12 protein-coding genes, 1 tRNA gene and 1 pseudogene are annotated in these 14,928 nt (G+C 35.7%); 3 read left to right on the top strand and 11 right to left on the bottom strand.

From position 1 onward, the window contains the following. Positions 1–92: 92 nt before the first annotated feature. Entirely contained in the window at positions 93–1,064 is a 972-nt protein-coding gene (locus LKL37_RS05385) for a LacI family DNA-binding transcriptional regulator (protein WP_431609554.1), read from the top strand. Between the two features lie 230 nt (positions 1,065–1,294). Here LKL37_RS05385 and arr read toward each other — a convergent pair whose 3' ends face one another. Next, complete coding sequence (arr, locus tag LKL37_RS05380; protein WP_431610439.1) at positions 1,295–1,702, bottom strand: NAD(+)--rifampin ADP-ribosyltransferase; 408 nt, start codon at positions 1,700–1,702, stop codon at positions 1,295–1,297. 860 nt (positions 1,703–2,562) lie between these two features. Between arr and LKL37_RS05375 the strand changes: the two genes are divergently transcribed. After that, positions 2,563–2,754: a cold-shock protein gene (locus LKL37_RS05375; protein WP_072410777.1), complete on the top strand. Its 192-nt coding sequence runs from the start codon at positions 2,563–2,565 to the stop codon at positions 2,752–2,754. Positions 2,755–2,870: 116 nt separating this feature from the next. On the opposite strand, the pseudogene LKL37_RS05370 reads toward LKL37_RS05375, so the two are convergent. Together LKL37_RS05370 and LKL37_RS05365 are read right to left on the bottom strand one after the other, a co-directional pair. Continuing rightward, a pseudogene (locus tag LKL37_RS05370) lies at positions 2,871–3,524 on the bottom strand (3-oxoacyl-ACP synthase III family protein); the annotation flags it as partial. A gap of 503 nt (positions 3,525–4,027) precedes the next feature. Then, a tRNA-Ala gene (locus LKL37_RS05365) sits at positions 4,028–4,101 on the bottom strand. Positions 4,102–4,277: 176 nt separating this feature from the next. On the opposite strand from LKL37_RS05365, the gene LKL37_RS05360 reads away from it, so the two are divergent. Beyond that, the gene (locus LKL37_RS05360; protein ID WP_431609553.1) at positions 4,278–4,814 is read left to right on the top strand and encodes a GNAT family N-acetyltransferase; all 537 of its coding nucleotides are present in this window, start codon (positions 4,278–4,280) and stop codon (positions 4,812–4,814) included. Between the two features lie 117 nt (positions 4,815–4,931). On the opposite strand, the gene LKL37_RS05355 is transcribed toward LKL37_RS05360, so the two are convergent. The 8 genes from LKL37_RS05355 to LKL37_RS05320 all read right to left on the bottom strand — a co-directional run bounded on the left by LKL37_RS05355 (position 4,932) and on the right by LKL37_RS05320 (position 14,581). Next, complete coding sequence (locus tag LKL37_RS05355; protein WP_431609552.1) at positions 4,932–5,810, bottom strand: glycerophosphodiester phosphodiesterase family protein; 879 nt, start codon at positions 5,808–5,810, stop codon at positions 4,932–4,934. 16 nt (positions 5,811–5,826) lie between these two features. Further along, a complete protein-coding gene (locus tag LKL37_RS05350; RefSeq protein WP_431609551.1) occupies positions 5,827–7,230 on the bottom strand; it encodes a RagB/SusD family nutrient uptake outer membrane protein in 1,404 nt (467 codons plus the stop codon). Between the two features lie 4 nt (positions 7,231–7,234). Continuing rightward, positions 7,235–10,459, bottom strand: coding sequence for a SusC/RagA family TonB-linked outer membrane protein (locus tag LKL37_RS05345; RefSeq protein ID WP_431609550.1), 3,225 nt, complete (start codon positions 10,457–10,459; stop codon positions 7,235–7,237). Between the two features lie 71 nt (positions 10,460–10,530). Beyond that, on the bottom strand, positions 10,531–11,343 hold the full coding sequence (locus LKL37_RS05340) for a FecR family protein (RefSeq protein ID WP_431609549.1): 813 nt from the start codon (positions 11,341–11,343) through the stop codon (positions 10,531–10,533). A gap of 161 nt (positions 11,344–11,504) precedes the next feature. Beyond that, positions 11,505–11,999 (bottom strand): RNA polymerase sigma factor, encoded by a 495-nt coding sequence (locus tag LKL37_RS05335; protein WP_431609548.1) that lies wholly within the window; start codon positions 11,997–11,999, stop codon positions 11,505–11,507. 134 nt (positions 12,000–12,133) lie between these two features. Continuing rightward, a complete protein-coding gene (locus LKL37_RS05330) occupies positions 12,134–13,165 on the bottom strand; it encodes a hypothetical protein (protein ID WP_431609547.1) in 1,032 nt (343 codons plus the stop codon). Beyond that, positions 13,152–13,748, bottom strand: coding sequence for a nicotinamide riboside transporter PnuC (gene pnuC, locus LKL37_RS05325; protein ID WP_431609546.1), 597 nt, complete (start codon positions 13,746–13,748; stop codon positions 13,152–13,154). The genes LKL37_RS05330 and pnuC overlap by 14 nt, the downstream gene beginning before the upstream one ends. A gap of 221 nt (positions 13,749–13,969) precedes the next feature. Beyond that, a complete protein-coding gene (locus tag LKL37_RS05320; RefSeq protein WP_431609545.1) occupies positions 13,970–14,581 on the bottom strand; it encodes an alpha-ketoglutarate-dependent dioxygenase AlkB family protein in 612 nt (203 codons plus the stop codon). Positions 14,582–14,928 lie beyond the last annotated feature (347 nt).

Raw genomic sequence — 14,928 nt, 5'->3', positions numbered from 1 at the left:
CAAATAATCGTTATTTATTTAACAAATATTAACAAAATGTTTTAGTACAATTATTCTTAATTTCTCCCAATAATTGACACGAACTTCTTAAAATGAAAAGAACTACCATAAAAGATCTTGCGAAGATGCTCAACATTAGTACTTCCACAGTTTCCAGAGCATTAAAGGATCATCCTGATATAAGCAGTTCTGTTAAGCTCAAAGTGAAGGAAGCTGCCGAAGCGTTTAATTACGTTCCGAATGATTTTGCCATCAGTTTCAGAAAAAATTCTTCTAAGGTGATTGGTCTTATTGTTCCCGAAATTTCCATATTCTTTTTACCATCGATCATTAATGGTATTTCATCAGTTCTTAATAAAGAAGGATATCGCTTTTTCATATTATCATCCGATGATTCTTATGAGACAGAAAAAGAACATATAGAAACCTGCATCAATTCCAGGGTGGATGGCATTCTGATTTCATTAACAAAGGAGACAAAAGATGGTGAGCATTTGAAAAAATTGAAGGAAATGGAAATTCCGGTTATTATTTTTGACAAAACTGTTCCTCAGCAGAGTTTCGAATCTGTAATTTTTGATAATATAAAAACAGCCGAACTGTGTGCCGAAAAGTTAATTAATCAGGGATGCAAAAATATACTGGCTATTTTTGGTGATGAAAATCTTGAAATTACTCAAAGCAGGCTCAGATCCTTTGAAAACAAAATCAGCCAATCTTCTGACATCCGATTGGAAATCATATTCTGTAAATCTGCTGATATTGTAAAACAGAAACTGGATATTTTGTTGGATGATCCTTCATTTGATGGTTTTTTTGCAATGAGCGACGAAACATTAATGGGTCTTCACAGCTCACTGATCAAAAGGAACCTTAATAATACGAATAAAAAGGTGGTTGCTATAAGTGAGGGAACTCTTCCGAAATATCTGGATGAAACGTATGAATATCAAATCAATGATGGATACGAAATGGGAACATTTGCTGCAAAAAAGTTGATGGAAACCATCAAAAAAGCAACTCCCGATCGCTCAGCAAAATCTGATAATTGTTATTATTTATAAATTTCAGGCTTAATAATGGCTCTGCCTGCATTTTATCTGGAATCAAATCAGGCTTTTCAAATTCAGAAAAGGGAAAATTACTTTATAAAAAAATTATCCAATAGAAAAATCTCTGACCGAGAGACCCCAACTATTGGATAAATGAAAAACTTGTTTCAAATCTATGAAAAGATTTATCCGGTACTTTATGAGTATAATCATAATCAGATATTTTCATTGTCATGTAAATACTAATTAATGATTTCTCCTTTGCTATTATCTAATTTTTTACGAAATTTCTGAAGATCTTCAGAAACTGGCTTAGTCCATTCTGTAATCTCTCCAATAATTTTAAGAGGCATTTCGGAACGGTAAGAACGGGTGGGATTTCCGGGAAACTTCTTATCTGTGACATTGGGATCATTTTCAAAATTCCCTGTTGGTTCCACAATATATACACGCTCTGCTCCATCACCTTTTGCCAATGCTGCAGCCAGCCCGGCTCCATGAGTTAAAGCAGTGAAGTAAATGTGATTCATTTTTAATTCCGATTTATAATTAGAATTTCCGCCTGCTGTCAACAGGTCTCCAATCTGTAAATCAGCTTTTGTACCGTGGTAAAAGGGTCCTTTATCAGACGGATGATTTTTAAGTAACAATGATAACTCAGCATTCTTTTTTGATTTTTCCCTATCTCTTAAATCCTCATAGCATTTGGAAATATTCAGATAAAGAGAAGGCAAAGCACTTTTAACGGTGTCATCATTGATTTTCAGGGCAAATTCTAAAGAAGTTTCAAGCCATTTTAACTGATCAGCAGTGGTTTTCTGATGACGTGATACATAATGAGCCGCCAGAAACTTTTCATGATTATCCGAAGCTTCTTCCCAGGCTTGTAAAAACAGTTGAGCCGCTTCTTCAGGCATTCCTTTCTCTTCAAAACTCATCCCTTGCAGGCAAAATTTGATCACAGGATTAAAAGGAGAAAATTCCATGTTTTATTTTTTTTCAAATCTACAAATCCAGACTGTAAAAAATTACAATTAATTTTGGGACATTCATATAATTTTCTTTCAGGAAAAAATGAAAAGATCCGAAATTTTGAATATGAAAAAAGCCCTTATGAAAAAGGGCTTTGTCGTTGTGGAGAATACTTGGGTTACTATTTACACCAATTAAAATCATTAAACTATATGTTAATTTCTGTTAATTGTATGGGGGATAAATAAAAAAAAACAAAAAGTACTTGTTTTCAATAAATTATGTGTACATTTGTAGAATAATCAGGCAACTGCCGATGCTTCTTCTGAAACTTTGAGTTTACTCTTCTATCAGTCTTCGCTTTTTCAGCCGCTAATTTTTGTCCTCAATAAGGTACAGTATTTTTCCAACTTGAATATTTCAAGATTCTAAAAAGACCCATCATTTTTGTTAGCAAATCGATTTATTACTGTTTTGAAGTCATTACAGTAATGGTGAGAGCCAAATTTTAATACAATAATTTTTTTAATACATTACAATGCAACAAGGAACAGTAAAATTCTTTAACGATGCCAAAGGATTTGGTTTTATTACACCATCAACAGGTGGACAAGATGTTTTCGTACATACTTCAGGTTTAGTAGACAATATTCGTGAAAATGATGTCGTAACATTCGATTTACAAAACGGAGCAAAAGGCGTTAACGCGGTTAACGTAAAGATTGCTTAGTTTTTAAAGATTAAAAATCTTCAAACAAAGATATTAGCAGATAATTTAGTTTATCTGCTTTTTTTTGAATAATTACCTTTCTCACTGTAATTGTGTGTTCTCATTATTGACATCTGCTAAAATTTATATACTAAAGCATTAATATTAATACCTGCCCCAACTGATGCAAATAAAACTATATCATTTTCTTTGATATTGTGTTGTGGAAGTTCATTATTTAATATCATAGTGAGTAAAGTAGGTATGGTTGTTACACTACTGTTTCCTAGTTTGCTAATTATCATTGGCATAATATCTTTAGGCACTGGATATCGTCTTAATGAATTTTGTATCTGAGAAATCCTCGGTATTATATGACTTTCCAAAATAAAGATAGTTTTTTTCGTTCAGGGTATGAGAAGCTGAAAGATGTGATTTTATTCCACTATCATCATGAGTTGCTTGGATGACCACTGCTCCTGCACCGTCTGCATAAATCATGCTATCTCTGTCATGAATGTCAACTACCCGTGATAATGTTTCCGCTCCAATTATTAGGCAGGTTTTTGCAATACCACCTTTGATAAATGCATTACCTTGTATTACTCCCTCAATCCATCCTGGACAACCAAACAATACATCGTAAGCTACACAGTGATTTTAAGTTGATGTTTAACTCTTGAAGCCAAACTGGGAACGGCATCAGATTGATTTTTCCCATAAGGGACATCACCAAAATTGTGGGCAAATATTATGTAGTCAAGTGTTTCTGGATTAATTTTAGAGTTTTTTTTCCAACCCGCCCCTTTCAAAGTTTCTTTTTTTGGCAACTGTTTTTGTTCCTCCTGCGCTCCGAGTGGTTAAAAAGTTTTTAACAACCGTTGATACTTTGGTTAAAAACAGCCGGAAAAACTTGTATTTATGGGCTTTTTGTTGTATATTTATACATCTTTACTACATCGAATACGACACCGATGAAGATTTTGTGCAATGGCTGTATGAAGATGATACTTTTAATATTCCTCATTGGGTTGTAATTGATTGGGAAGCTATGGCAAGGAGTATAATGCTTGACTATTTTGAGAGTAGCGGACATTATTTTAAATCGTAGTATATTTGTTTTAAAATAATCTCGGTTGTAACTCTTAAAGTTCAAATAGGTTTAATTAGATTCAAACAGATTCAAAAAAGCATTTTTCAAAAGTTTGGGTACGATTTTGGGTATAAAAACAAAAAAGAGAAAATGTAATTATTTATTTTTCAATAATTTACAAATTCCCTTTAGTTTGAAAAGTGGAGAATACGGGATTCGAACCCGTGACCTTTTGACTGCCAGTCAAACGCGCTAGCCAACTGCGCCAATCCCCCGTACTTTGTTTTTTAAAGCGGTACAAAAGTAAGTATTTAATTGATATTTGCAACTATTTTATAAATTTTATTAAATTAAAATTAAGGAAAACAGGCTCTGCGAACATAAAATCCATAATTCTCCATTGAATAACTTCCCAATTAATCCTATTTTTGCCTGAAATAATAACACAATCATGCAACTCTATACAGAAAGACTACTTCTACGCGATATTACAATGGATGACAAGCAAGATATTTTCAATTACCGTTCAGATGCGGAAGCCAATAAATTTCAAGGCTGGATTCCTGAGACGCTGGAAGATGTGGAACATTTTATTCAAAGAAACACTACAGAATTTAATCAACCTGAAAGCTGGTACCAGCTATTGATTACCGATAAAGAAACAAAAGCAGTCATTGGAGATATCGGAGTTCATTTTTTAGGTGACGAAAATGTACAGGCAGAGTTAGGGATTACATTGAATACCTCTTTTCAGGGTAAAGGCTATGCTTCTGAAGCTTTAAAAGGTGTTATTGATTACCTTTTTAATGATTTACATAAACATAGAATTACAGCTTCCGTAGATCCCGATAACACAGCTTCTATTCAACTGATGGAAAGAATCGGTTTAAGAAAAGAAGGACACTTTGTAAAAAGTCTGTTCTGGAAAAACAAATGGGTTGATGATGTTATTTTTGCTGTTCTCAGAGAAGAGTGGCAAAAAAAATAGATATTCTCAACAAAATAAAAAACAAAAGACAAAACCGCCAAAATTTTGGCGGTTTTTATTGTTCAAAGAATGAATTATTTCATCATTTTTCCTTTTTATGGGCAATAATGGTTTTGCTTAATAATAAAGCTTTTTATCCTTCAAATAATGGATCAGCTCTTTCGGGCGGTCAGTCTGAATAATATTGACTCCTTTATCAATATACCAATCGTATAGATTAGGATGATCCAGAATCAGATCGTCATTATTTCCGGCATTATGATGCGGCCATAATGAGTTTACCCAGATTTTAACCTTGTTTTCTTTAAGCTTTTTAAAATCAATCAGATTTTTTTCTGTTATTCCTACCGTAAATTCAAAGCCGTAGATTTTATAGTTTTTAATATATTCTGAGATCTTTTTCAAGTCTTCCTCTTTACCCAGCTGGATAATCGGCATATAGTGAATCTCATTTTTTATATCACCATATTTTTGGTTGAACTCCGTATAAGATTCATGACCTTTAAACAAAATCTGATCCAACATATTTCGCTTTTTCACCAAAGGATAGACCTGCTTTATATAATCAAAACCTTTATCGAGATTCAGAAGAATTTTTCCATCAGAAATCTCTAAAATTTCCTGTAAAGTAGGCACACTCATTTGGGTTTCCACTCCCAGTCCGTCTCTCAGATGAAGTTTCTTGATTTCAGCTAATGTAAAATCAGAGGGTTTCCCCTTCCCTGTTGTCGTTCTGTCGATGGTATTGTCATGCATAAGAATCAAAACACTGTCTTTGGTCATGGCAAGATCTATTTCAGCCATATCGACTCCTTTTTCAATGGCCTTTTTTACGGCCCACACCGAGTTTTCCGGAGCTTCCCTCCAATCGCCGCGGTGAGCAACCACCATTACTTTGTTATCAGGAAAAGCAGAAAGTGAAATTTTCTTCTGCTGAGCAGTGAACAGAGAAGAAAAAATAAGAAGAAAAAGTGGTAGTAATTTATTGTTGAGCATAATTTTAAATTTTAAGTTAATATCCTGGATTTTGTTTGATAGCCGGGTCTGTATTGATCTGACCTTGCGGAACCGGCATCAGAAGATGATAGGGTTTGATCTGAGCGGTACTGTATCCCGGATTGTTATTAAAGTGAGCAGTCATCACCGAAATAGCCTTTCCGGTTCTCAGAAGGTCAAACCAGCGATGCCCCTCTCCTACGAATTCAAGTCTTCTCTCGCGGTCAATTTCATTAAGCAAAGCATCTTTGGTTGATACATTCACAGGAGCAATTCCGGCTCTGGTTTTAATTTTATTCAGATATAAATTGGCATTAGTAAAGTCATTCTGTTGAGTAAAACATTCCGCCATCATTAGGAAAACATCTGCTAATCTCAGCACCACAAAATTGCTTCCTCCATCGGCAATGGTATTGGATGTTTTTACCAGTTTTTTACTGAAAGGAATTCCGTTGGAAGTAAGTCCTATATAAGCAGAACGCCTTGTATCCCCAGCTGAATAAGAATTGTAAACTTCTTTGGTTGGCAGGTTATGGCCTTTCGCTCCTGAAACCGATCCGGAAGGACTGAACATCTGAAAGGCTGAACTTCCTTCCGAATTTCCGTTCAAGCCTGAGGTAAACTGTACATCAAAGATGATTTCAGCATTATTTTTATTAGTGACATCAAAAATTTTATTGACATCCGTTAAAAGCTGGTAGCCTAAAGATTCAACCTGATTTAAATACGTCAGCGATTCTGCAAATTTGTTCTGTGTCAAAAGGACCTTACCTAAGATTCCCAAAGCTGCTCCTTTGGTTACTCTACCCTTTTGCGTTGCTGTTGTGGGTAAAAGATCAATGGCTTCTTTCAGATCCTTTTCTATCGCTGTATACACTTCAGCAACAGGAGTTCTTGGCTGGCCGAAATAATCATTGACATTCGTTGTTTCTTTTAAAACCAAAGGAACATCTCCAAAAATTCTCACCAGGTTAAAATACATTAAGGCTCTCAGAAACTTCATTTCCCCAGTCCTTGTATTTTTCAGTGCATCCGTCATATCAGGAATTTTCCCAATCCTTGTCAGAATAATATTGGCCTGCTGAATTCCTACATAGTTATCTTTCCAGGCACTTGCAATAAGGCTGTTATTGGGCTGAATAGTGAAAAAATCCAGCTCACCATAGGTAAATGCATCATTGGCAGGAACCTCATCATAGGTATTATCTGAAGGAAGCTCTCCCAAAGCAGGCATAGCCAGCTGATATTGCCCTGTGTACTGAAGTGCTCCGTAGACTGAAATGATTCCCTGCTCTATTTCAGAGGAATTGGTATAGAATTGTGAGGAAACTTTCTGTGCTTCAGGATTTACATTCAAAAGATCCGACGAACAGGAATACAGCACCGAAAGACTGAATATTGTAAGTATTATTTTTTTCATGATTTTAAAATTTAAGGTTAAAGCCTACAGAATAAATTTTAGCGACCGGATAATATGCCTGATCAAAGCCCTGCGTAAGAACATTGTCTGAAGTGGCATCGATATTCATTCCTTTATATTTTGAAAGGGTAAAAAGATTGTTTCCAACCAGGTAGATCTGTGCGTTTTCCAAACCGATATTTCCAAGCATTGATTTTGGGAAATTGAAGGCAAGACGAAGAGACCTCAGTCTTACATAATCTGCATTTTTAAAGTATAGATTTGAAGTTCTGGCCTCTTTTCTGTTGTTGGAGAAGTTCATATTCGGCATTCCGAAAAATCCGTTGGGATTGGTTACTGCATTGTAACGGTTGTCAAAATAATACTGTGAAGCCATTCCAAAACCTTCCCCCGATTCTAAAGTAGTGACAGCATCCGCATTATAAATTCTTTTTCCGATTTCGCTGTATAATGAGAAACTTAATTCAAAAAGTCCGTATCTGAAATTATTATTAAATCCAAGAATATATTTTGGAACTCCGCTTCCGAAACTTCTTTTATCATTGACATCAATTTTTCCATCACCATTAAGATCTTCCATAATATAGTCTCCTACCATCGTTCCGGTAATGTGTGGTGAGTTGTTGATCTCTTCCTGGGTTTTGTAAATCCCAACAATATTATACCCATACATTTCACCGATAGAACCTCCCACTTTTGTGACAGAGAAATTATTTTCTCCCGTGATAATCTGATTTTGCCCGTTTGCTAAAGCTAAAACTTCATTTTTGTTGGTTGAAAAATTAAAGCTTCCTGAGTAGGTAAAATCATTTGCAATGTTGAACGTTTTCGAAGCAATCTGTAATTCAAAACCAGAATTTTTGATTTTCCCGATATTCTGAAGAGATGTACTGAAACCGGACTGTTGTGGAACAGGAACATCTAACAGCAAACCATCTCTGTTGAGAATATAATAATCTGCGGAAATATTCAGGATATTTTTAAACAGTGAAAAATCAATTCCGAAGTTGTTTGATCTCGATTTTTCCCAGGAAATATTAGGGTTGGGAGCGGTAGCCGTCGTGTATCCCGGAACTAAAACTCCTCCGAAATTATAATTATCAGGATTCATCAGCGAAAGTGCCCCAAAATTTGGAATCTGGTTATTTCCGTTGCTTCCCAGACTGTATCTGAGTTTCAAATCCGTTATGATAGTATTTTCAGGAAAGAAATTTTCATTACTGATGGTCCAGCCTGCAGAAAAAGCATAGAAATCGCCCCATTTCGAATTCTTTCCGAAACGTGAAGAACCGTCTCTACGATAAGAAGCCATCAAATTATACTTATTATCAAAGGTGTAATTAACCCTTGTAAAATAAGACATCAACCTCCATTTGTACTGTGTCAGTGTATTTTTAAATGAAGTTCCGCCTGCAATATTCCGGATGCTGTTATCAGGAAAGGCAGTGGCTTCAGTTAAAAGCTGTGTATTATCTTCCTGCTGAAAAGACTGCCCCGCAATAGCATCTACTCTATGCTCGCCCCATTTTTGATCAAATGAAAGCAGGTTTTCAATCAGATAATTTTTTCGGATATATTCTGTTCTGTTGGCAAAAGTCACATCCGGGGCTGCTGCTCTGTACGCTCCCACCGTGGAAGGATCAAAGAAATTATATTCGTAATTGGTGTAATCTCCGCCTACTGACAGTCTGTATTTCAACCCTTTCAGCAACTCAAGCTCTGTAAAAATATTTCCGAATGTTTTAAATAAAGTATACTTCCTGTTGGTCATTTCCTGAACGGCAACCGGGTTTTCTACCAAAGCTCCATCTGTTGCTGTATTTCCCAATATTTGCTGGGAAATGGCAAGACTTCCATCATTATTATAAGGCTTAAAAAAAGGATACATTGCGGTAGCCATCTGCAGAGGATTGTAGCTTCTCGAATTTTCTGCAGCATTGATGGTCCCAGTGGCATAAGAAGGAGTCATCGTCACTCCTACTTTCCATTTATCAGTAAGTTCTGTGGAAAGGTTTACGCTGGTGGAAAATTTTTCATAGTCTGTACCGATTACCAATCCTTTCTGGTTAAAATAGCTCATGGTAAAAGCATATTTACTTTTATCACTTCCTCCGGTAATATTCAGGGAAGTCTGACTGATGGGTGCAGGTTTCATTACGGTATTCAACCAGTCGGTATCGGTTAATCCAGGCTGCTTGGCCAGATATGGAGCTAAATAATCTGGAATTAATTCTCTCAAAGAAGCACCTTTGCTTATTCTTGTTGCATTGTCATCGGAAACACTTCTGTTACTGCCTTTAGAAAGATAATTGTTGTCTCTGGCTTCTTTCAGAAAAGTGGCCATATCATAAGCATTCACTAGCTTCACATTGTCACTTCTCATCTGCATTCCGTAATAGGAATCGAAAGAAACGGCCATTCTCCCCTTTTTCCCTTGTTTTGTTTCAATAATAATGACACCATTCGCTCCTCTGGAACCATAAATAGCTGCAGAAGCGGCATCTTTCAGAATATCAATTTTGGCAATGGAATTTGGGTCAATAGCATTCAGATTGGAACCTTCGGTTAAAGGAAGTCCGTCTACAACGATCAAAGGATTGGATCCTGCCGTTAACGTACCGATTCCTCTTACTCTGATAGATGGTGAACCTCCCGGCGTTGCATTGGCTTGAGTAATTTGGACTCCCGTTGCTTTTCCTGCAATAATATCTCCGAAGTTGCTGGATGCAACTCCTTTCATCTGCTTCTCGTCAATAGAAGAAATAGAACCTGAATTGTTTTTCTTACTTTGTTTCCCATAGCCGACTAAAACAACCTCATCAATATTTTTTTCTCTGGATTTTGCCGTATCTTTTACTGAGTTGGCATAATCTCCAGTCTGAAGGGCATTCGCTCTCTGAATTTTTGCAATCGCTCTTGCATTGAGACGAACGGTGACTGTTTTTTGATCTACATTAAAATCCAGACCAATACTTTTCTTCAGATAATCTAAAGACGAAGACAATGACTGATAGTTAACCTGAGACTCGTCTACCTGAATATCCTTCAGGTCTGACACCGAATAAAAGAATTTTACACCATGCTCTTTGGACAGTTTTTCAAAAATTTTAATTAATGGTTTTTTCCGCTGAATGACGGACTGTTGAAAACATTTGTTAGCCTCTGCGTAGGTAAACTGTGGCGCACACAAAAGACCCAACAACATCATGCTAATTGTTGTTTTTTTCATAGCTTTGCTGAAATTAGTTGTTATTTGACTGATTTATATTCAATGCATCGGTAACCCCAATTACTGGTGCATTATTTTTCTAAAACGATATGATGATTTGATTTTTTTCTTGTATTGAGATTAAATGGAAACTCTATAGTTTTAATCACTTTATCCAGATCTCCAGTAATATTCCCGTTTATAATATTCTCTTTATAATCCTGAGGATAAGTGATCGAAATATTGTACGTTTTCTCCAATTGAGAAATCGCCTGCCCGAATTTCATCTCATTAAAATCAAATGTTCTTACAACATCCTGATCGTAGAAATGCTTTTCAGTGCCGTCCTTTTCTGCAAGCCACGTTTCTTTAGGCAAAAGATAGGTTGTATTTCCCTTATAATCAATTTTCACTTTTCCTTCTTTCAGATAGACTTTTTTATCTTCGGATCTCTGGTCCAAAAGAAATTTTGTGCCCAATACTTTTACTTTAAATCCATTCGCATCGATAATAAAGGGCAATGCTTTATTTTTAGCAACACTGAAGAATGCTTTTCCCTTGAAAGAAACATTTCTGGTTTTTTTTCCGAAATTATCGGTCAGTGTCAATTCACTTTCTGGTTCCAGGGTAATAATACTTCCATCCGGTAAAGTAAATTCCTTTTGAATCGTTTCTGTTCTGAAAACCATTTGCTGATGATTTGAAGATTTCAGATCATTTTCAGTAAAAAACAAAGTCATTACTGTAAACAAGGGTAAAAGAACAGCGGCAGCCCACAGAAAACGTTTTGTTTTGTTTCTGGATCTGATTTTATTTTCAAGTCCGTTCCAAATTCGCTGATCTGCCGAATCTTTCATTTTCCGGTTTTCTTCTTTGACTGATTTCCATTGATTTTCGAAATCCATACTCTCTTGTTTGATCTTTATTAGAGAATACGCAGGAAGTGTACAATCGTCAACCTCTATTTTTTTGATTTAACGATTTGTTCATATTGGAGGACACTAGGTTAAAATTAAATTAAACCTAATTGATTGAAATAAATTAGATGAGAATAAAAGTCTATAAGCTAAAAGAAAAAACTCAAATTCGCTCTCAGAAACTTCAACACCTTATTAACATGTTTTTCAACGGCTGTTTTCGAAATATCATTTTCCTGAGCAATCGTAAAAAGACTGAGATTCTGGATCTTATTTTTGATGAAAAACTCGCGGCTTCTTTCGGGAACCTGTTCCAAAAGACTTTCTATCTTTTTGAGCTGATCTTCCTGCTGTACCTGTTTTTCTATGTCGGAGATTTGTTCGCCCTGATTATCCTGAGAATTTTCAAGAGGAACAAAGATCATTTTTCTTTTGCGGTAGAAATTGGAAATTTCCTGTTTGGCAGATTTAAAGATAAGTGCTTCGATTTCTGACGGAGAATGGGCTTTGGATAGATATTTCCAGACATGCATAAAAATGTCCTGAACAATTTCTTCTATATCCTCTTGCTCTGAAAGGTATTTTGCCACAAAGAAATACACCCTATGCTTGTAACCGGAATATATTTCTTTAAAATGATCCATTCTTTAATACGTCTTTGAACTCAAAACTGGTGGTACAAAAGTATCCAAAACCTATGGCAATCATATTAAATTTATATTAAGTTTAAATCCTTAGCAATAATTGATCCCGAGATTTTTACTGAAATATTCCTTGTTTAAAAAGAAAAGTTTAGATCTTCAGCGGAAGGTCTGAAATTGGAATGCATAGCCGCTGTAAAATAGTCACAGAACACCTGATACACTACAGAATTGGTATCCGTTGCCCGGATTCCTAATTGTGTATAAACCGTAAGGATTTGATGAGATAATTTTTGCACCAGCTCTACTCCATATTGGTGGATCTCGTATTGTTGATCGTCCGAAATCACTTTATGATCACCCAGTATATTTTCTACTTCTCTGGAAATATTTAGTACTTTTTCCAAATGTTTTTCAACAGACTCAGCGAAACTTTTGAAATGGATCTCAGGACGAATATATTCTGCCTCTTCAATAAAATGAGATGCTATTCCCAGGTAATTGACCAACAGCGTTAAATCTGCAAAAACCCGAAACGGAATACTGTCCAAAATATCATTGGTGAAAAAGGTATCATAAACAAAACTGTAATCTTCACTAATGAGAACATTTTCAATGGTGAATGAATAGGTTCCGCTGGCTTTCATTCCCATCGATTTCCAATTGGGAATAATTTTAGCATGTTCTTTCTTAATAATGAATGAACGAATGACCTCATTACCATCTTCATCTATTATAGATTTCCCGTTGTCTGTAATTTTAGCATTTAAAGTAAAATGCGTCAGATGGGGTGCTCCGGTTGCAAAATTCCACGAACCATTAATCACGTAGGTATTATCATTTTGTTTTTCCGCAGTGCCACCAATCATACCGCTTCCGCCAAAGCATGTTTCAGAATGAGTGAACAGCAATTGAGCCACCTCGGGTTTGATGTTTCTGGAAAAATAATTGGCTCCGGCACAAAGTGTCAGCATCCAGCCAAAGCTTCCATCAGTTTCTGCCCAGCCGAACAATGCTTTAAGTCCTTCCTCAAAACGATAGCCCAGTCCTCCATACTTTTGAGGAACCCAGATCTTAAGTAATCCTTCTTCGTGAATATGCTCTATTACTTTATCCGAAATTACAGAAGCTCCTTGAAGTTCTTGTCTGATAGCTTTAGTACTGAGCATGAGCTTTGGATTTAATGATTTTCTGCCATTCAATATATCCGGAAATAGCTACTAAAAATAAAAATGACGTCAAGACAGCATAGAGATACAATTCCTTATGAATCATTAAAGGAATAGAAATAATATTACTTACGTTCAATATCACCCAGTTTTCAATTTTCCGTCTTGCCATCAGCCACATTCCTGCCCAGGCAAAAGCACTTACCAGAGAATCCCAGACCGGAACATCAGAATCGGTAAAATGGGTAAGAAAAGACCAGAATAAAATAAAAGTACCCAGAACAATACCTCCGGTAATCCATTTTTCTGTGGTGGTGGTAACGGAGATTTCCATTTCGGATTTCTGTTTCCCAAATTTCCAATACAGCCATCCGTAGATGCTCATGATCAGGTAATAAAGATTTAAAGTAAATTCAGCATAAAGCTTGGAGGTAAGCATTACATACAACGTTAGCAGAATCCCTGCAATTCCGAAAAGATAGTTGTTGACATTGTTTTTACGAGCCAGTAAAACCTGAATAACTGAAAATAAGACTCCGAACCATTCCGGTAAGGTAATTTGTTTTAAAATGTCCTGCATCATATTAATTATTAGAAATCAAATGATGAGATGATTGGTAAGCAATCCCTACGCCGGCATTATCCGGATCAGGTGTGGAAGTACATTCCTGGGTATCATCTCAGCCACTGTTCTGTAGCACCCCATTGTGGAGGCAAAGGTGCAGCTTTTTTGTGGAAAAAGAAAGGACTTCAGGTTTTTATTTTGAAACGAAATACCTCAACTTATCCATTGCAATAAATATTCTATTCTTCACGAACCAGCCGGAATGTAAGATTAATACGCTCTTTCATAGAGGTTACAGATTTAGCAATCCGATGTTCCCAATTTTCCTGAAGATCTCCTTTCATAATCAATAATGAACCATGAGGAAGTGGCAGGCTGTATTTGCTCTGGTGATGATCCTTTTTCCGGAAATCAAAATTTCTGGTCTGTCCTAAACTTAAAGACGCAATCACAGGACGTTTTCCATATCTGCTCTCTTTATCTCGGTGCCATGCAACCGAATCATTATGATCTCTGTAAAGATTAAGCAATACAGAATTGAACTGATAACCGAATGTTTCTTCTATTCTTTGTTTTAAAGAAAATAATTCGCAAGTCCAGAGGTTATTATCCACTTCACCATTACCCAATGGATAATCCGTTTTCGGGTCACCATACCAAGCCGTTAAACGGGGTGTCAAAACCATTTTATCATACATTTTCTGGGTTCTTTGTTTCCAGGGAGCAGTTTCAAGCAAATGGTTTTTAAGTTGGTCCGCTTCTTCCTGACTCAGGAAATGTTCTCTGTACTCCAAAAGGTCTTTTGGAAATTCATACAAATCTTCTGAATCGAACAGGCTGAGCTGGGTCATATTTTAGTTTTTAAAATAATAGAAAACCTTATGTTATCTAATAAAATGAATTTGATACAAATAATATCTGCAAATATATTAATAATGATACAAAATTAATCAAACCACAAAGGTCATTAAAAAAAATACACAATGATAGATTTTTAGAGAAGCTGCATCATTATTTTTATTCGTTAAAAACAACCCTGTTTTTTATATAATTCACTTTTATAACAAATTGTAAATTAAATATCTGAAATAATTAATACATTCAAAAAAACGAGTAATAATGCGTTATATGCACACAATAGGATGTCACTTCAGGAAGATTTAATACTTAATTCAAAAATAATTATCCATCTTTGCAG

The organism is Chryseobacterium sp. 'Rf worker isolate 10', from assembly GCF_050753305.1.
Taxonomy (GTDB): domain Bacteria; phylum Bacteroidota; class Bacteroidia; order Flavobacteriales; family Weeksellaceae; genus Chryseobacterium.
This window is presented reverse-complemented; position numbering and strand designations above follow the sequence as displayed.